The sequence below is a fragment of the Oricola indica genome, from assembly GCF_965227485.1.
GTDB lineage: Bacteria > Pseudomonadota > Alphaproteobacteria > Rhizobiales > Rhizobiaceae > Oricola > Oricola indica.
Genome location: NZ_OZ245747.1, coordinates 3,171,902 through 3,189,927 on the forward strand (window position 1 = coordinate 3,171,902; position 18,026 = coordinate 3,189,927).

The 18,026-nt window shown below is 63.2% G+C and carries 16 protein-coding genes; 10 read left to right on the forward strand and 6 right to left on the reverse strand.

What is annotated here, in order from left to right:
- Positions 1-246 precede the first annotated feature (246 nt).
- The 4 genes from ACQK2M_RS15925 (at position 247) to ACQK2M_RS15940 (ending at position 3,542) form a co-directional block, all read left to right on the forward strand.
- Positions 247-1,227 carry a carbohydrate kinase family protein gene (locus ACQK2M_RS15925; RefSeq protein WP_425418595.1) on the forward strand — a complete coding sequence of 327 codons (981 nt, stop codon included), beginning with the start codon at positions 247-249 and terminating at the stop codon, positions 1,225-1,227.
- The gene (locus ACQK2M_RS15930) at positions 1,224-2,150 is read left to right on the forward strand and encodes a pseudouridine-5'-phosphate glycosidase (protein WP_425418596.1); all 927 of its coding nucleotides are present in this window, start codon (positions 1,224-1,226) and stop codon (positions 2,148-2,150) included. The genes ACQK2M_RS15925 and ACQK2M_RS15930 overlap by 4 nt, the downstream gene beginning before the upstream one ends.
- Before the next feature lie 100 nt (positions 2,151-2,250).
- Positions 2,251-2,691, forward strand: coding sequence for a BA14K family protein (locus ACQK2M_RS15935; protein WP_425418597.1), 441 nt, complete (start codon positions 2,251-2,253; stop codon positions 2,689-2,691).
- Between the two features lie 158 nt (positions 2,692-2,849).
- A complete protein-coding gene (locus ACQK2M_RS15940; RefSeq protein ID WP_425418598.1) occupies positions 2,850-3,542 on the forward strand; it encodes a Crp/Fnr family transcriptional regulator in 693 nt (230 codons plus the stop codon).
- A 3-nt stretch (positions 3,543-3,545) separates the two neighbouring features.
- On the opposite strand, the gene ACQK2M_RS15945 is transcribed toward ACQK2M_RS15940, so the two are convergent.
- Together ACQK2M_RS15945 and ACQK2M_RS15950 are read right to left on the reverse strand one after the other, a co-directional pair.
- Positions 3,546-3,980, reverse strand: a complete 435-nt coding sequence (locus ACQK2M_RS15945; RefSeq protein WP_223478641.1) for an EamA family transporter — start codon at positions 3,978-3,980, stop codon at positions 3,546-3,548.
- Between the two features lie 129 nt (positions 3,981-4,109).
- Positions 4,110-4,430 carry a hypothetical protein gene (locus tag ACQK2M_RS15950; protein ID WP_425418599.1) on the reverse strand — a complete coding sequence of 107 codons (321 nt, stop codon included), beginning with the start codon at positions 4,428-4,430 and terminating at the stop codon, positions 4,110-4,112.
- Between the two features lie 185 nt (positions 4,431-4,615).
- On the opposite strand from ACQK2M_RS15950, the gene ACQK2M_RS15955 reads away from it, so the two are divergent.
- Positions 4,616-4,873: a hypothetical protein gene (locus ACQK2M_RS15955; protein WP_425418600.1), complete on the forward strand. Its 258-nt coding sequence runs from the start codon at positions 4,616-4,618 to the stop codon at positions 4,871-4,873.
- Positions 4,870-5,313: a hypothetical protein gene (locus tag ACQK2M_RS15960; RefSeq protein WP_425418601.1), complete on the forward strand. Its 444-nt coding sequence runs from the start codon at positions 4,870-4,872 to the stop codon at positions 5,311-5,313. The genes ACQK2M_RS15955 and ACQK2M_RS15960 overlap by 4 nt, the downstream gene beginning before the upstream one ends.
- Positions 5,314-5,315: 2 nt before the next feature.
- On the opposite strand, the gene prfB is transcribed toward ACQK2M_RS15960, so the two are convergent.
- The 3 genes from prfB to ACQK2M_RS15975 all read right to left on the reverse strand — a co-directional run bounded on the left by prfB (position 5,316) and on the right by ACQK2M_RS15975 (position 10,365).
- Positions 5,316-6,444 (reverse strand): peptide chain release factor 2 gene (prfB, locus tag ACQK2M_RS15965; RefSeq protein ID WP_223478637.1). Its coding sequence is split into 2 segments (ribosomal slippage): positions 5,316-6,374 and positions 6,376-6,444, totalling 1,128 coding nucleotides; the frame shifts between segments, so codons are not numbered across the junction.
- A gap of 79 nt (positions 6,445-6,523) precedes the next feature.
- Positions 6,524-8,971, reverse strand: a complete 2,448-nt coding sequence (locus tag ACQK2M_RS15970) for a penicillin-binding protein 1A (RefSeq protein WP_425418602.1) — start codon at positions 8,969-8,971, stop codon at positions 6,524-6,526.
- A 173-nt stretch (positions 8,972-9,144) separates the two neighbouring features.
- Positions 9,145-10,365 (reverse strand): N-acetylmuramoyl-L-alanine amidase, encoded by a 1,221-nt coding sequence (locus ACQK2M_RS15975; protein WP_223478635.1) that lies wholly within the window; start codon positions 10,363-10,365, stop codon positions 9,145-9,147.
- 579 nt (positions 10,366-10,944) lie between these two features.
- Between ACQK2M_RS15975 and ACQK2M_RS15980 the strand changes: the two genes are divergently transcribed.
- Entirely contained in the window at positions 10,945-13,803 is a 2,859-nt protein-coding gene (locus ACQK2M_RS15980; RefSeq protein ID WP_425418604.1) for an Rne/Rng family ribonuclease, read from the forward strand.
- 55 nt (positions 13,804-13,858) lie between these two features.
- A complete protein-coding gene (locus ACQK2M_RS15985) occupies positions 13,859-14,395 on the forward strand; it encodes a DUF1697 domain-containing protein (RefSeq protein ID WP_425418605.1) in 537 nt (178 codons plus the stop codon).
- On the opposite strand, the gene ACQK2M_RS15990 is transcribed toward ACQK2M_RS15985, so the two are convergent.
- Positions 14,392-15,546: a pyridoxal phosphate-dependent aminotransferase gene (locus ACQK2M_RS15990; RefSeq protein ID WP_425418606.1), complete on the reverse strand. Its 1,155-nt coding sequence runs from the start codon at positions 15,544-15,546 to the stop codon at positions 14,392-14,394. The two genes, ACQK2M_RS15985 and ACQK2M_RS15990, sit on opposite strands and share 4 nt — an antisense overlap.
- Positions 15,547-15,608: 62 nt before the next feature.
- Between ACQK2M_RS15990 and ACQK2M_RS15995 the strand changes: the two genes are divergently transcribed.
- Entirely contained in the window at positions 15,609-17,048 is a 1,440-nt protein-coding gene (locus ACQK2M_RS15995) for a M48 family metalloprotease (RefSeq protein ID WP_425418607.1), read from the forward strand.
- A gap of 132 nt (positions 17,049-17,180) precedes the next feature.
- A complete protein-coding gene (locus tag ACQK2M_RS16000) occupies positions 17,181-17,909 on the forward strand; it encodes a DsbA family protein (RefSeq protein ID WP_425420060.1) in 729 nt (242 codons plus the stop codon).
- The last annotated feature ends 117 nt before the right edge of the window (positions 17,910-18,026 follow it).

An 18,026-nucleotide genomic window follows, 5' to 3' on the forward strand; every position in this document is an offset into this window, starting at 1 on the left:
CACCCTTGGGTTATCGCCGCAACCGCGCAGACTGTAAAATCTCAAGTTTGTTTGTACGTGATTTGTTCCGTTTTTGCAAATCGTATATCTTATTGATATAATTAGATAAACGGATTTTGTTTTGTTTACGTTCCCCCTGCACCCGTTCCAGATGCCGGTCGTAGACGCGTCCAATGCGGGCGGCGTGCGATTGACGCTGACCTGATTCTTCATTCATTGACCAGTGTTTTCGGAGACGGACGAGCTGTGAACGGCGAAGACGATCGCAAAGGATGGGCGCTTCTCGGCGTCGGCGGCGCGCATATGGACCGAATCGGCCATGTGAGCGGCGTCTTTCATGCCGGCGCGTCCAATCCCGGCCGCCTCGTCACCTCGGTCGGCGGCGGGGCGCTGAACGCGCTTCGCAACGCCGTGCTGCGCGGCACGGGGCCGGCAGCACTGATCTCGGCGCGCGGCGGCGACCACGATGGTGCGATTCTCGCCGAGACGATCGAAAACGCCGGGATCGCCGACCTGTCGGCCGTCTTCCTCGATCGCCGCACCGCGAGCTACACCGCGATCCTTTCCGGCGACGGCGAGCAGATCGCCGGACTGGCCGACATGGCGATCTATGAAACCGCCCTTCCCCGGCAATTGCGCCGCAAGGCATTGCGCGAAGCACTCTCGAACGCATGTGCAAACCTCGTCGATGCCAATCTTCCCGAAACCGCGCTGCGGGCGGTGGCGGAGCGCGCGGCCGGTCCGATTTTCGCAATCGCGATCTCGCCCGCAAAAGCCCCCCGGCTCACCGCGATTGCGTCACGCATCCACACGGTCTTCATGAACAGGCGCGAGGCAAAGGCCCTCACCGGCCGCGATGACGCGAGGCAGTGTCTCGACGGTCTCGCAGCGCTCGGTTTTTCCCGCGCGGTGATCACCGACGGGTCGCACGCGGTGCTCGTGCTGGATGGCGAAGCCTGCCAGGCTGTCATTCCGCCCTCCGCCGCGAAGGTCGCCGACGTGACCGGCGCTGGAGATGCATTGGCCGGCGCCACGCTGGCGGCGCTTTCGAAAGACAACAATACCGGCCTTGCGGATGCCGTCCGGTCCGGCGTGGCCGCGGCGCAACTGACCCTTCGCGTCGAAGGTCCGATCGCACCGACTCTCACGGGCGCGGAATTCGACGCCATCCGCGCGGCCACCACTGTCCGCGAACTCGAAACACTGGAAAAGGAAGCAAACGCGTGATCCCCATCATCCCGTCGCAAGAGGTCGCACAGGCGCTCGAAACCGGGCAGCCGGTCGTCGCGCTGGAATCGACCATCATCACGCATGGCATGCCCTATCCGGACAATCTCGCCATGGCCCGTTCGGTCGAAACGCTGATCCGCGACAACGGCGCGGTCCCGGCGACGATCGCGGTGATCGGCGGCGTGCTCCATGTCGGGCTCACCGAAGAGCAGGCCGAGGCGCTCGCCCGGGCGAAGGATCCGCTGAAACTATCGCGCGCCGACCTCGCCTTCGCCATGGCGCGCGGGCTGACCGGCGGAACCACCGTCGCCGCCACGATGATGGCCGCGCACACGGCGGGCATCGCGGTCTTCGCCACCGGCGGCATTGGCGGCGTCCACCGCGGCGCGGAGACGAGTTTCGACATCTCTGCCGATCTCGACGAACTGGCGCGCACGCCGGTCACGGTCGTCTGCGCGGGCGCGAAAGCCATTCTCGATTTGCCGAAAACGCTCGAGGTGCTGGAAACGCGCGGCGTGCCCGTCATCGCCTATGGCCAGGACGCATTTCCGGCCTTCTGGTCCCGCGATTCCGGCCTCACCGCCACGCTTCGGCTCGACGATGCGGGAGCGATCGCCGATTTCATGGCCATGCGCGCGCGGCTTTCGGGTTTCGGCCATGGCGGCGTGCTCGTCGCCAATCCGGTTCCCGAATCCGACGAGATCACGCTGCCGGAGATGGCGACATTCATCGAGCGCGCCATTTCCGAGGCGGCGGATGCGGGCATCGGCGGCAAGGCAGTCACGCCCTGGCTTCTCGCGCGCATCCTCGAAATCACCGAGGGACGCAGCCTGAAGACCAATATCGCGCTGGTTGAAAACAATGCGCGCCTTGCCGCGAAAATCGCGGTCGCGCATGGGCAGAAGTCCGGAAAAACGTGACCTGTCACACCTTGTGACCGATCGCACACACGTATTTTGCGGGATCGCCTACCTTCTTCCCAACGCCGCAACACAGCGGCACCGCAAAGGGAAGAAGATCATGAAAACCATCTCGGTCAAGAACACCGTCGCCTCTGTCGCAACCGCCGCAACGCTTCTGGTCAGCGGCATCGTGCCGGTCACCAACGCCAACGCCCAGCCGCCGAAGAACCTCGTGTTCAACCCGCAGGGCCCGGGCATCTGCGCAACGAAACCGTGGCTCTGCAAGCCGGGCAATTTCAAGGCTCCCCCGGCGAAGCCGAACCCGCCGGCTCCCGGTCCCAAGGGCATGAACGCCGGAACGGCCGCTGCCATCGGCATCGTGGGCGGCCTCATCGCCGGTGCGGCGCTCGCCAACGCCAACAAGAAGAACCAGGCGACCGGAAGCGCCAACGCGCACTACAACTGGTGCTTCGCGAAGTACAAGACCTACCGGATGGAGGACAACTCCTTCATGTCCAACTCCGGCTACCGCAAGCCCTGCATCTCGCCTTACTACTAAGGCAATCCGCTCCGGGGAGACGACGGTCAATGCCCCGCCCGACGTCTCCCGTTCCCGCCCCGGAAGCCTCACAGGCTTCCGGGGTTCGGCTTGACTCGCGGGGCAAACATGCAACCATATGCCGGCCTCCGTTTCGCAACTTCCTTCCGGACACTGCTATGGTTTCCCTGAAGTCGTTTTCGCTGTTTGAGACACTCACCGACGAGCAGGACCAGCGCTTCTCCGCGATGGTGCGTTCGGGTGACTACGGCGCCAACGAGCTGGTGCTCGATTTCGACGATTCCAGCCATAGCGTTTTCCTCATCCAGGCGGGCCGCGTCAGGGTCATCCTGCGGATCGCCACCGGGCGCGAGGTCATCCTCGGCGAATTCGCCGATGGAGAGTTTTTCGGAGAACTGGCCGCGATCGACGGCACTACGCGTTCGGCCAACGTCACCGCGTTGACGCGCACCCGCGTGATCACCGTGCCGCAATCGGTTTTCCTGGCGATCCTGCGCGATTCGCCGGACGTCGCCCTGCAATTGATGCGCTCGATGTCGATCTTGATCCGGTCGCTCAACACACGCCTTGCCGAACATGCTTTCCTGCCGGCCAAGTATCGGCTTTATTCCGAACTGATAAGGCTGTCCCGGCCGCGCAAGGGGCACGACGGACAGCGGATCGTCTCGCCGCCGCCAATCCAGCTCGAACTGGCCGAGCGAATCGGCTGCCGGCGCGAAGTCGTCAGCCGCGAGATCGCGAAGATGGAGCGCGAGAATATCGTCGAGCGTTCGCGCGGCGGCCTGATCCTGGCCGACATGAACGAACTTAATCGCCGCCTTTCCGAAGGATGGAACGCCGGCAGCGACTGACCGTCACCCCACGGCAACCAGAATGGCCCCGCCGGCGATGAGCGCGACACCGCTCCAGCCCGTCAGGGAGAGCCGTTCGCCCAGGAACAGGGCTCCGATGATCGCGACGAAGACGACGCTGAGCTTGTCGACGGGCGCGACCTGTCCCGCCTGCCCCAGTTGCAGCGCCCGGAAATAACACAGCCAAGACGCGCCTGTCGCGAGCCCGGACAGGACGAGAAACGTGACCGTCTTCGCCGACAGCGTGGACAGGCTCTGATACTCCCCGGTGAACCACAGCAAAGGCGCAAGCGCGGCCACCACGACCAGCGTACGAAACAGGGTCGCGAAGTTGGAGTTGACGCCGCTGATGCCGACCTTGGCGAAAATAGCGGTCAGTGCCGCAAAGGCAGCCGCGAGAAGCGCCCAGAATTGCCATGAATTCGCGAAATCCCGCATCGCCCGCATCCTCGATCGTTGGCTGACATCCCATCAAAGACCCAACGCAACCGTGAAACAAGGCAGAACGCAAAAACGGCGCGGCAGAGAGTGCCGCGCCGTTTTGATGGAGTTGGGAGTATCTTGCGATCACACGCCGCCGGCGGCGGTGGTGCGCAGTTCCGCTTTCGCGGTCAGCGGGCCGACATCGCGCAGGCGCGCCTCGGCGAGAAGGCCACCTGCGGCGTCCACGCGCCAGTCGATGACGACCTTGCGGTCGGATCCCAGTTCCGGGACCTCGATGCACTCCGCGACGGCCATCGGATATTTGTCGACGAAGCGCACACGCAGGTCCCTGTCTGCTTCGCAGCTTTCGACGGAGGCATAGTGAACCGGCTGGTCGGCCTGGCGGCAGACCATCATCGAGTGGTCGCAACCAAGTATCAGCATTACAGCAACGATCGGTTCCATTGTTTTGCTCCTTGTCAGGATTTGAAACGAACCTACCCGCAGGTCGGTTCCATCGCTGTGCGTTGCGTCACAGGCGATTCATCCCTGATTTCCAAAGAATTTTCCGGGATCGCCACCCAGCGAAAACCACGAAACCGTTTCGTTTCGGCACTTGAGAACCTTCAGAGTTTCGCTATAATGTTACCATGGTAACACATGAGAAAATTGAACGGACACAGACCGGTGTCCGCATCGCGTCGCCGCTTCTGAAAGTCCTGAAGGGTCTCGCGGAATACAAGGAAATGAGCCTCGGAGACCTACTGGAAGGGATCGTGCTGCATGCCTTCGAGGGCAAGCAGCCTTTCTCGGAGGAGACGCTGGCCGCGATCGAAAAGCTGCGGGATGTCTATGACTGCCGGATGACCGCAGCCGATGCGCACAAACTGTCGGAGGAAGACCGGTGAGAAAGGCTTTCAGCCATGAATTCGTCGTCGAACGCGCGGTCGGCGACGCCTTCCCCCTGTTCACCCCCAAGGGTGAAGAAGAATGGGTTCCGGGCTGGAAGCCGGATTATTTCGCACCGGACAGCGGCGAGACCCGGAAAGACATGCTATTTGCAACCGGCAAGGGCGATGAGCGGACATGGTGGACCTGCCTCGAATGGGAGCCGGAAAGCCATCACGTGCGCTATTTTCGGCTGACGCCCGGCAATCGGGCGGCCTTCGTCGAGGTGCGCTGCCGAGCGCGCGGCCCCGGTTCGACCGACGTGATCGTCAGCTACGACATGCAGGCGCTGGGACCGGCGGGCGAGCGCTATATCGACCAGATGGACGACGCGGCCTTCGCCGGGATGATCGGCGAATGGCCGGACCTGATCGAGAAATCGGACCCGGCGACCGCCTGATCCTACTCGACATCCTCGACTTCGATATCGCCGCCATGAACCCGGTGCGCGAGCGCTGCTTCCATGAACTCGTCGAGGTCGCCGTCGAGCACGTCCGAGGGCGCCGTCGATTCCACGCCGGTGCGCAGATCCTTCACGAGTTGGTAGGGCTGGAGGACGTATGAGCGAATCTGGTGGCCCCAGCCGATCTCGGTCTTGGTGGCCTCGGTCGCATTGGCCTCGGCCTCGCGCCGCTTCAGCTCTTCCTCGTACAGGCGCGCGCGCAGCATGTCCCAGGCCCTCGCCCGGTTCTTGTGCTGCGAGCGTTCGGCCTGACACTGCACGACGATGCCGCTCGGAATGTGCGTGATACGCACGGCCGAGTCGGTCGTGTTGACGTGCTGGCCGCCTGCGCCCGAGGCACGATAGGTGTCGATACGGCAATCGCTTTCGGCGACTTCGATATCGATCGAGTCGTCGATCACGGGATAGACCCATGCCGAGGCGAAGGAGGTGTGACGGCGTGCGTTGGAATCGTAGGGCGAGATGCGGACCAGCCGGTGGACGCCCGATTCCGTCTTCATCCAGCCATAGGCGTTGTGGCCTTTGACCTGGATGGTCGCCGACTTGATGCCCGCTTCCTCGCCAGCCTGAACTTCGACGACCTCGACCTTGAAGCCGCGGCGCTCGGCCCAGCGCGTGTACATGCGCAACAGCATCGACGCCCAGTCCTGACTCTCCGTACCGCCGGCACCGGAATGGATTTCCATGAAGGTGTCGTTCGAATCGGCCTCGCCGGACAGCAGCGCCTCGACCGATCGCTTGTCGATCGCGCCCTGCAGGTCACGGATTGCCTGTTCGGCTTCCCCGATGGTCTCCTGGTCGTCTTCCTCCTCGCCCATGGCGATGAGTTCGACACTGTCTTCAAGTATCTGGTCGAAATCGCGAATGGCGCTGATCATGTCCTCGAGGCGCTGGCGCTCCTGCATGAGCTTTTGCGCTTCGGCGGCGTCGTTCCAAAGGTCGGGATCCTCGGCGCGTGCGTTCAGATATTCCAGGCGTTTGACGGACTCGTCCCAGTCAAAGATGCCTCCTCAGCAGGCTTATGGCCTGCTTGATGTCGTCGACGAGCGTCGCGGTTTCGGCGCGCATGTCCTGTTCCCCGGATTCGTGAAAATGTCGTTCAGGCGCCGGGTTTTAGGCACCCGGCGCCGCCATGTAAAGGGCGTGGCTAGAAGAGACCGCCCTGCCCGCTCTGGATCGCTTCCTGGGCGCGCGGCGAAATCTTGCGCTGCTCCTCGATCTGGACCGCGACCGTCTCGATGCCGATGACCTGATAGGAGTCGGCCGGTCCGGTGCCGGGCTTGAAGGCTTCGAGGATCGTGTCGGGACCGCCCTGCGCGCGCATGCCGGTCTTGCGGTCGATTTCAACGATATTCATGCCCTCGGGCAGGCGGAAATCGGCGATCGGCACGTCCTTCAGCGCGGCGGTCAGATATTCCTTGACCACCGGTGCGGCCAAGCCGCCACCCGTCGAGCCGCGTCCCATCGGTTCCGGCTGGTCGAAACCGATATAGACTCCGGTCACGAGGTTCGGCGTGAAGCCGATGAACCAGGCGTCCTTTTCCTCGTTTGTCGTTCCCGTCTTGCCGGCGAGCGGGCGCCCGAGTTCGCGCATCAGCGTGGCCGTACCGCGCTGGACGACGCCTTCCATCATCGAAGTGATCTGGTAGGCGGTCATCGGGTCGAGAACCTGGTCGCGGTTGTCGATCAGCTGCGGCTCTTCCTGGCCGCTCCAGCGCTCGGCATTGCAGCCGACGCATTCGCGCTGGTCGTGCTTGTAGATGGTGCGCCCGTAGCGGTCCTGCACGCGGTCGATGAAGGACGGCTCGATCGAGCGGCCGCCATTGGCGATGACCGAATAGGCAGATACCATGCGCAGCACGGTCGTTTCGCCGGAGCCCAGCGCCATGGCAAGAAGCGGCGGCATGTCGTCATAGATGCCGAATCGCTCGGCATATTCCGCGACGAGCTGCATGCCCATGTCCTTGGCGAGACGGACCGTCATCAGGTTTCGCGAGCGCTCGATGCCAAGGCGCAGCGTGGACGGGCCGGCAAAGCCGCCGCCATAGTTCTTCGGCTGCCAGACCTCGCCACCGGAGACGAGTTGGATCGGCGCGTCCAGCACCACGGATGCAGGCGTGTAGCCATTGTCCAGCGCAGCGGCGTAAACGAAGGGCTTGAACGAGGAACCGGGCTGGCGATAGGCCTGCGTGGCGCGGTTGAACTGCGACTGAGAATAGGAAAACCCGCCGATCATCGCCAGCACGCGGCCGGTATTCGGGTCCATGGACACCAGAGCGCCCGAAACCTCGGGGACCTGCTGCAGTTCGTAGCCGTCTTCCTTGTTCTCGATATAGATGACATCGCCAACGGAGAGCACGCCACTGATGCTCTTGACCTTGGACGTGCGGCCGTCGGCACGCCGGGTCTTCGCCCATTCGATGCCCGCGGCGGCGAGCTTCACCGTCTCGCGGTTCGAAGACATGTCGCCGGAAATTTCGCGTTCGGGACGCAATCCCACCTCGGCTCCGTCATCACCGACCGAAAGGACAACGCCGAGCTTCCATTCCGGCACGTCGCTGAGCCGGTCGACCTCGGCGAGCGGAACGCCCCAATCGCCCGAAACATCGATCGTGGTGACCGGACCGCGATAGCCACGTCCGCGATCATACTTGATCAATCCGTGCTGAAGCGCGGTGCGCGCCATTTTCTGAAGCTTCGGATCGAGCGTGGTCCGCACCGACAACCCGCCTTCGTAAAGAGCGTCCTGTCCGTAGCGGTCGATGACCTGACGGCGCACTTCCTCGGTGAAATACTCGGCGGCGAAGACATAATCGCCCGAACGGCGGAAATTCACGCCGAGTGGCTGCTTCTTGGCCGCTTCGGCTTCCTCGCTGGCGACGTAGCCGTTCTCCGTCATCCGGTCGATGATCCAGTTGCGGCGCTCGGTGGCCGCTTCGGTATCGTCGAAGGGATGGTAGTTGGACGGCGCCTTGGGCAGCGCGGCCAGATAGGCGGCTTCCTGAAGGTTCAGCTCGTTCACCGACTTGCCGAAATAGGTCAGCGCCGCGCCGGCGATACCGTAGGCGCCGGACCCGAAGAAGATCTCGTTGAGATAGAGTTCGAGGATGCGATCCTTGGAGTAAGCCTGCTCGATACGGAACGAGAGCACCGCCTCGCGGATCTTGCGGTCCACGGTGCGGTCATTCGTCAGCAGGAAGTTCTTGGCGACCTGCTGGGTGATCGTCGAAGCGCCGACGAGCCGGCGTCCGTTGCGCAGGTTTTCCAGGTTGGTCACGACCGCACGCGCCAGCGCCAGCATGTCCACGCCGTGGTGATGGTAAAAGTTCTTGTCCTCGGCCGACAGGAACGCCGCCTTGACGCGGTCGGGCACGGCCTGGATCGGAATATAGAGCCGGCGCTGGCGGGCGAACTCGCCCATCAGCTGGCCGTCACTGGAATGGACGCGGGTCGTCACCGGGGGCTCGTAACTGGCGAGCACCTCGTAATCCGGCAGGTCCTTGGTCAGGTCGCCGACATAGACGACGATCGCGGCGGCCACCAGCAGGAACCCAATTGTTCCGATTCCGAAGAAATATCCAAGCAGACGAAGCATTTGTTCTCTTTCAGTCGCATTCCACGCGCGCTGGAGCCGCGATCAGGAGCGTATCGCGCAAACTACTAGAGTCGCGCAACGCTTGAAACATGCCTTTCATCCCAAATTGGACCGCACCATGACATTGATGCAAAAAACCGTGCCCAATTGGCAACGGTCCGGGGCAATCGAGGTCATCTGTCGGCCGCCACGTTCGTCTCGATGTCGCGCGACGAGAGGCTGGCGAATTTCGAGATGGCGTTGGCGAGCCTGTCGGCAAGCCCGTTTTGCCATTCCGTCTGGTTGAGCAGGGCCTCGTCGTCCTTGTTGGACAGGTAGCCGAGTTCGATGAGCACCGACGGCACGTCCGGAGCCTTGAGAACGCGGAATCCGGCGTAGCGGTGCGGGTTCTTGATTAGCCGCGCGAAGCCCTTCATGTCCGAAATCGCAAGACGGGCGAATTGCACGGAAAATCCGAGCGTCTCGCGCCGGGCCAGATCGACGAGAATGTCTGAGACGGCGGTGTCCTCGCTCGGCAGTTCCACGCCGGCGACCGAATCGGCCAGGTTTTCGTTGGCGGCGACGCTTGCCGCCACCTGGTCGGACGCCTTTTCCGAAATCGTGTAGATGGTTGCGCCGCGCACCCCGTGCTGGCGCAGCGAATCCGCGTGTATGGAGATGAACAGGTCGGCCTGATGCTGCCGCGCGAAGCCGGTCCGGTCGGCCAGCGCGACAAAGACATCCGAATCGCGGGTCATGAACACCTGCGCGCCCTTGAAACGCGAAAGCCGGTCGCGCAGCGTCCGCGAGAAGGCGAGCGTGACATCCTTCTCCTGCGTGCCGCGCACCCCTATTGCGCCGTTGTCGATGCCGCCGTGACCCGGATCGATGACGATCGTGAACGGCTTGTCATCGGTATGCACCGCGCCGATGCGATCCTGCTTCTGGGCCGTGTTGACCACCGCGCTGGTGGTGATCGAGCGATCGAGGGCACGGGCGAATTCGTCCTCTCCGGCCACTTCGAGATCGATCACCAAATTATGGCGTCCGGTTTGCTGGTCCTCGCGCGAACGGAGGGCCGCCACGCTGAAAGGCCTGCTCGTGCGGAATATCAGCCGCGAGTGGTTCCCGCCCATGTCGCCATAGCGCATGCCCGACACGAGGCCCGATTTGTTGACCGACTTTTCGTCGAATCCGTAGCCGATCTTGTTGAAATCGAGGACCAGGCGCCATGGCCGGTCGAGAAGCTGGTGGGATACGTCGACGGGTTTGTCGAACTCGATGACGATGCGCGTCACCGCATCGTCGCCCACGATGCGCATGTCGAGCGCGACCGGCGCCCTGTTGGAGGCGGAGGCCTGGGCGGCGCACAGCATGACCGCCGCAAGGATGAGAACCCCTGCCCGACCGATCAAGGCTCGCGGAAATTTCCGGTCAATCACGCCAAACACCCCGTTTGCGCGGCGGCACCGCATTCTCCAGGCTACATCGCCACACCGGTCTGGATATGCCATCATGGTTAACCGGATCTTTACCCGGCACGCAGAAGTCAAGCATTGTCAGGCCCCAGCATCTTGGCATGCGGAATTAAAACGCTTGCAGCCGGTTTAGCAAAATTCTAAATTGCAAGTGCAGTGGAGCGTCAATCCGCACCCTGTCAGTTTCGAAGGTTTCGCCTGCCAGTTCGGTTGTAGACTGGCGGCATTTTCCAACGGGCCCTCAAAAAGCGGGCCCGGCTCTCGAGAAGAGCAAATCAACCGGCTTCCTTTCGGGAGCCCCAATGCAGTCGTTTTTGTTGGCCCTTTTCATGGCGTTTATTTCGACCAAGGCAGACGTTGAGACACGGCAGACACGAGAAAAACCCTTTCTCGCCGTGGCGTCGCGCGTGCCGGCAAAACATACAATGAGCAGCACAATCCCGCCGGCAAGACGTCCGGCGGCGCGCCACCGGTCGCAACCTCCGGGCGATTGCGCGGCTGCCGGAACAAGAATCAATGTCAAACAAAATGCTGATCGATGCCTCCCATCGGGAGGAAACCCGAGTTGTTGTAGTCAAAGGTAACCGCCTAGAAGACTTCGATTTCGAATCCGAACACAAGAAACAGATCCGCGGCAATATCTACCTTGCCAAGGTCACGCGGGTCGAACCGTCTCTCCAGGCGGCGTTCGTGGACTATGGCGGCAATCGCCACGGCTTTCTCGCCTTCAGCGAAATTCATCCCGACTACTACCAGATCCCGCTTGCCGATCGTCAGGCGCTCCTCGCCGAGGAAGCGATGCTTGCCGAGCAGGAAGACGACGAGCAGGAAGCCAGCGACAATCGCCGCTCCCGCCGCCGTCGCGGCGGACGCAAGACCAAAAACGGCAAGCGCGAGACGTCCGGCCGCAACAGGCGCGGACCGTCGGTCCCGGACGCCGAACCCGTCGCGATGGATGCGATCCTGGCCGACTGGGAAGCCCGTCAGGCCGCCGAAGCCGAGGACGCCGACAGCGACGACACCGAAGCCGGCGATTCCGGCAATGAGGACAACGGCCCGGATACCATCGCCGCGCGCGCCGAAGACGACGGAAACGTGATTTCCGAAGCGCCGGAAACGGATGCGTCGGACGACTCCGATGATGACGACAACGACGACGATTCCTCCGATGACGACGGCGACGATGACGACAACCGCCGTTCGCGCGGACGCCGCCGTCGCGGCCGGTCGAGCGGACGTGGACGCCGCGGCAACAACAGCGACCGCGACGATTCGGACGATGACGACGACGACAGCGAAGATGACGAGATCGACACTGTCGGCAGCGACGATGCGATGGAAGAGGCCCGCCCGCGCCAGCGCGCGCTGCGCCGCCAGTACAAGATCCAGGAGGTCATCAAGCGCCGCCAGATCATCCTCGTGCAGGTCGTCAAGGAAGAGCGCGGCAACAAGGGCGCTGCGCTGACCACTTACATGTCGCTGGCCGGCCGCTATTCGGTGCTGATGCCGAACACGGCGCGCGGTGGTGGCATTTCGCGCAAGATCACCAATGCGTCCGACCGCAAGCGGTTGAAGGACGTCGTCAAGGAACTGCAGGTTCCGCAGGGCATGGGCGTGATCCTGCGCACTGCTGGCGCGAACCGCACCAAGCCGGAGATCAAGCGCGACTACGAATATCTGATGCGCATGTGGGACAGCGTGCGCGAACTGACGCTCGCCTCGACCGCGCCGACGCTGGTCTATGAGGAAGGCAGCCTGATCAAGCGCTCCATCCGCGACCTCTACAACAAGGACATCAGCGAGATCCTTGTCGCCGGCGAGGAAGGTTATCGCGAGGCCAAGGACTTCATGCGCATGCTGATGCCGAGCCACGCCAAGATGGTTCAGCCGTGGCGCGAGTCGCAGCCGATCTTTGCCAAGACGGGCATCGAGGCGCAGCTCGACGGGCTGATCCAGCCAAGCGTCCGTTTGAAATCCGGCGGCTACATCATCATCAACCAGACCGAGGCGCTCGTCGCCATCGACGTCAACTCCGGCAAGTCGACGCGCGAGCATTCCATCGAAGATACCGCGCTGCAGACCAATCTGGAGGCGGCCGAAGAGGTCGCACGTCAGTTGCGTCTGCGCGACCTTGCCGGCCTGATCGTGATCGACTTCATCGACATGGAGGAGAACCGGAACAACCGGGCGGTCGAGAAAAAACTGAAGGATTGCCTGAAGAACGACCGCGCCCGCATCCAGGTCGGCCGTATCTCGCATTTCGGCCTCATGGAGATGAGCCGGCAGCGCATGCGCGCCAGCGTGCTCGAAAGCACCATGCAGCCCTGCCCGCATTGCGGCGGCGCCGGTCATATCCGCTCGCAGCAGTCGGTGGCGCTGCATGTCATCCGGTCGCTGGAAGACTATCTGATGCGCAACGGCAAGCACCACATCACGGTGCGCACCGATGCCGACACGGCTCTCTACATCCTCAACCACAAGCGCGACACGCTGACCGAGATGGAAGGCCGCTTCGGTCTGCATATCGAGATCGTCACCGATCCGTTCATCGGCACCGAGATCTTCGCCTTCGACAAGGGCGAGATTTCCGACCTGCCGCGCGTCCAGCCGATCAGGCCCGATTACGGCGATGAAGACGAGGACGACGATATCCCGGTCATCGAGGAAGAGACCGAGGACAATGCGGAAACCAACGACGGCGTAGACGGCGGCGAGGACGAGGATGACGGCCGCAACCGCAAACGGCGTCGTCGGCGTCGTCGCGGCGGCAAGAACCGGGATGGCAACGATACGTCGGATTCCGAGGCACAGTCGGACAATTCCGGCGACGACAGCGATGACGGCGACGATAACGGCGAATCCCGAAACGCTCGCGGCAACAAGAAGCGCAGACGGTCGCGCGGACGTCGCGGTGGCCGGGACCGGCGGAACTTCCGCCTGCCCGACGCCGAACCGGTCGGACCGCTGGCCGAGATGATCGCGGCGGAAGCCGCGGAGCAGGAAGCCGAGAACCGCCGCAAGGCGGAGGAAGCCGCAAAGGCAGCCGAGGAACAGGCCGCGGCGGAACAGGCGAAGGCGGCCGAGGCCGTCGAGACTGCGGAAGCCGAAACCCCTCAGGCGGAACCGGTCGCGACCGAAGCTGCAAACGAGAACACGGATACGGCCGACGAGCCCGCCGTGGCGGACTCTGCTGTTGCCAACGACAACGCAGAGACCGAGACGGAGGAGCAGGACGAGAGCGAGAAACCGGCGCGCCGGCGCGCGACCGCGGAAACGCTCGATCTGAACGCGGAGCCCGTCGTGACATCCGAGGGAAGCGCGGCGGAAGAAAAGCCCAAGCGCACCGGTTGGTGGTCCCGCAAGGGCTTCTTCTAAGACGATTTGAAAGGCGGGCTTGTCCCGCCTTTCTTCTTTCCGGGGACTATCGCCCATGACCGTCTGGATCGTTCTCTTGCGCGGGATCAATGTCGGCGGCAAGCACATCGTCCCTATGAAAAGATTGCGCGAACTGCTTGAAGAATCGGGCTTTTCAGGCGCTCAGACCTATATTCAAAGCGGCAATTGCGTGTTCGGCTCGGATGAGACCGACGCCGGCAACGTGGCGCAGGCGGTCGCTGGTGCCATCGAAGGCGAATTCGGTTTCAGGCCGTCGGTTTTCGCCCTCACCCTCGAGCATCTCGAAGCGGCGATCGATGCCAATCCCTTTCCCGCCAATGCGGGCAAGACGCTCCACCTGATATTTCTGGACAGCACGCCGGCGGACGCCGATCTCGACGAATTGCGCGCGATCGCACCCGACAACGAGGCGGCGGAGATCAGGGGCAACATTCTCTACGTCTACACGCCGGACGGCTTCGGCCGCTCGGTGATCGCGCAGAAGCTCGACCGCTTTATCAAAGTGGACAAGACGGCGCGTAACCTGAACACCGTCCACAAGCTCGCCGAGATGGCGCGAGCGGTGAATTAGCTCGTCAGCCACCCGTCCATGCGGTCGAGCGCGCGGGCGATGGTCTCCGTCGATCCCGCATAGGAAAACCGCATGAATCGCGGGCCGTTTACCGGGTCGAAATCGAGGCCGGGTGCGGCGGCGACATGGATTTCCTCGAGCATCCGCTTCGCGAAATCCATGGAATCATTGGTGTGTGCGCTGACATCGCACCAGGCGTAGAACGCGCCATCCGGCGGCGCGGCGAATGATATGCCCATCGCCGGCAACCGTTCCATCAGCAATGCACGGTTCGCGCGGTAGCCGTCCTTGATCGCCTCCAGTTCGTCCGTGCAGCCGAATGCGGCCGGCGCGGCGAGCTGCGACAGGTCCGGCGCGGAGATATAGAGGCTCTGCGCAAGCCGCTCGACCGGACGGACGAGATCTTCCGGCAGCACCATCCAGCCGATGCGCCAGCCGGTCATGCAGTAGTATTTGGAAAAGGAATTGATGACGATCGCGTCGTCGGTATGCGACAGCGCAGTGCGGTCGTCGCCGGTGTAGCGCAGGCCGTGATAGATCTCATCGGAGATGAAAGCGATGTTCTCGTCGCGGCAGAAGTCCATCAGGGCGGCGAGATGGTGGCGGTCGGTCACGGCCCCCGTGGGGTTGGCTGGGCTGGCGATCAGAAGCGTGTCGATGCGCTTCTCGCGATGCGCGGCCTGCAGCGCATCGACGCTCAGCATGTGATCCTCGGCGATGTCGGTCTCGATCTCGACGGCCTCGAGCGACAACGCCTTGATGATGTTGCGATAGGCCGGATAACCGGGCGCGGTGATCGCGACCCGGCCTCCCGGATCGGTGACCGCCAGGAACGCGAGCGAGAATCCGGCCGACGACCCCGTCGTTACCGCGATCCGCCCGACCGGCACCTCCACGCCATAGCGTTCGGCATAATGCGCGGCGATGGCACGACGGGTCTCCATGCGGCCCAGCCCGTCGGTGTAACCGAGCTTGGCCTCGCGCAGCGCCTTTTCGGCAGCTTCGAGAACGCCTTTCGGCGCGGAATGGGAGGGCTGGCCCACGGCCAGCGACAAAATGTCGTGCCCGACATCCGCCAGTGCGTTGGCATCGCGCAAAACATCCATGGCGTAGAACGGCTCGACCGCTCCCCGCGCCGACAAGATCGTCATTCCAACACGCTCCCGGGTCACGGCCCGCCATCACGATACGGTGTGCGGGCCTTGTTTTCGCTATGATTGGCGGGCAAATCGCGCTAGCCCACCTGACCGTGAGCGCTCTAAAAGCACAGACGACGGAGTTTTGCCAATTGGCGCGCAAACTGGCGATGTGGATAGCGACGGCGACGCTTGTGATTGCCGCGGTTCTGCCGGCTTCGGCGCAATCGCGCACGCCGATCGTCCGTGACGCGGAAATCGAGAAATTGCTGGTCGATTATGCGCGCCCGCTGCTCAAGGCGGCCGGTCTGCGCTCCGACCGCACGGATGTCGTGCTCGTCAACTCCCCCTCCTTCAACGCGTTCGTTTCCGGCACCAAGATCTTCGTCAACACCGGCACCATCGCGCTCGCGGAGACGCCGAACGAGGTGATCGGCGTTCTCGCGCACGAAATCGCGCATCTGGCGGGCGGCCACCAGGACCGGCTGCGCCAGCAGCTCGACCGCGCGCAGACGATCGCCACGGTGACAACCATTCTCGGCGTGTCAGCGGCGGTCGCGGCGGGACGCAGCGGAAACAGCGCCGGCGTCGGCGCAGGCAGCGGCATCATGATGGGCGGACAGGAAGCGGCGCGGCGCGGGCTCCTGACCTATCAGCGCAGCGAGGAACTCACGGCGGACCGCGCGGCGGTCGACTATCTGAACAAGACCCGGCAGTCGGCGAAGGGCATGCTGACCACGTTCGCGCGGCTCGACCGCGGCATCTCCCTGATCAACGATCGTATCAACCCCTACAAGATCAGCCACCCCCTGCCCCGCGAGCGTATAACGGCGCTGGAAACCGCCGCGCGCAAGAGCCCCTATTTCGACAAGACCGATCCGGCGAGCCTCGTCGAACGCCATGAAATGGCGCGTGCGAAGATACTTGCCTATTCCAACGGCCCTTCGGCGGCGGAAGGCTTTGCGCGCAAGACGAAGAGCAGCAAGGCGGCGCAGTATGCGCGCACGATCACGAAGTTCCTGCACGGCTCCCCGCGCGCCGCGCTGCCGATGATCGACAAGCTGATCGCGCGCGACCCGTCGAACCCTTATCTGTATGAGATAAAAGGCGAAATCCATCTCAAGGCGGGCAATGCGCGCGGTGCGGCGGACGCCTTCGACAAAGCCGCGCGGCTCGAAAAGGGAGGCTCCAGCCTGATCCAGAGCGCGCTCGGCCACGCACTGGTGTTGCAGGGCGACCCGCAAAGCCTGCGTCGCGCGGTCGGCGAACTCGAAGTCGCGCTCTCGCTCGATCCGGTCAACGCCGAGGGATATCGCTTTCTTGCCATGGCCTATGGCCGGCTCGGCGATGTCGGCAGCGCCGATCTCGCGACAGCCGAACAGAATTTTCATTCCGGCCGCTATAAGGAAGCCAAGGTCTTCGCGGCGCGCGCCAAGCGCCGCTTTCCGCCGAACACGCCGCAATGGCTGCGCGCCGACGACATACAACGCTTTGAAATTCCGAGAAATCGCCGCTAAGCCGGCGCGAACTGCCTGAGAGGATACATCATGCCCGCCCTGGATTGGAAACTTGTACTTCCCGTAGCCGTCGCCTTTGCGGGCGGCCTCGGCTTCGCCACCTATTTCGCATCGCAGCCTGCCGAGCAGGTCATGCCGGTCGAAGTCGTGGAGGAAACCGCCGCCGAGCCTGCGCCCGCTCCGGCCCTCGACAAGGTCGCGATCAACGCCGCGATCCGCGAGTTCCTGCTGGAAAACCCGGAAATCATGCTGGAAGTGCAGGACGCCCTTCAGGAAAAGCAGATGGTCGCGCAGCGCGAACAGCAGGGCGAGGCCATCGCGGCTCAGAAGACGAACATCTTCGACAACATGTCTGATCCGGTTCTCGGCAATCCCGACGGCGACATCGCCGTTGTCGAGTTCTTCGATTACAATTGCGGTTACTGCAAGCGCGCCATGTCGGACATGATCGCGATGATGGAAAACGACCCCGAACTGAAATTCGTCCTCAAGGAATTCCCCATCCTCGGCCCGGATTCGGAGGCGTCGCATCGCGTCGCGCTCGCCTTCTCCGATATCATGCCCGAAAAATACCCGGAGTTTCACCTGCGGCTGCTCGGCTTCGACGGCCGCGCGAGCGAGGAATCGGCCATGATGATCGCCACCGATCTCGGCGCGGACGAGGCCGAACTGCGCGCACGCATGGAAGACCCGAGCATCTCGGAACGCATCCGCGCCACATACGCGCTCGCCAACGAACTCGGCATCACCGGCACGCCGGCCTATGTGATCGGCGACGAGGTCGTCTCCGGCGCGCTCGGCGAGCAAGTCCTGATGACCAAGGTGGCCAATGTCCGCGAATGCGGCTCGACGGTCTGCTGAGGCGGCAAACGCGCAAAAAAAGCTGTTTTGAGAAGAAAAATGTGCGGAAACAGGGGCTTCGCGGGCAATTTCCCGCCTTTCCCCTTGTCGGCGGGCGTCACAGCCTCTACCGAAGCG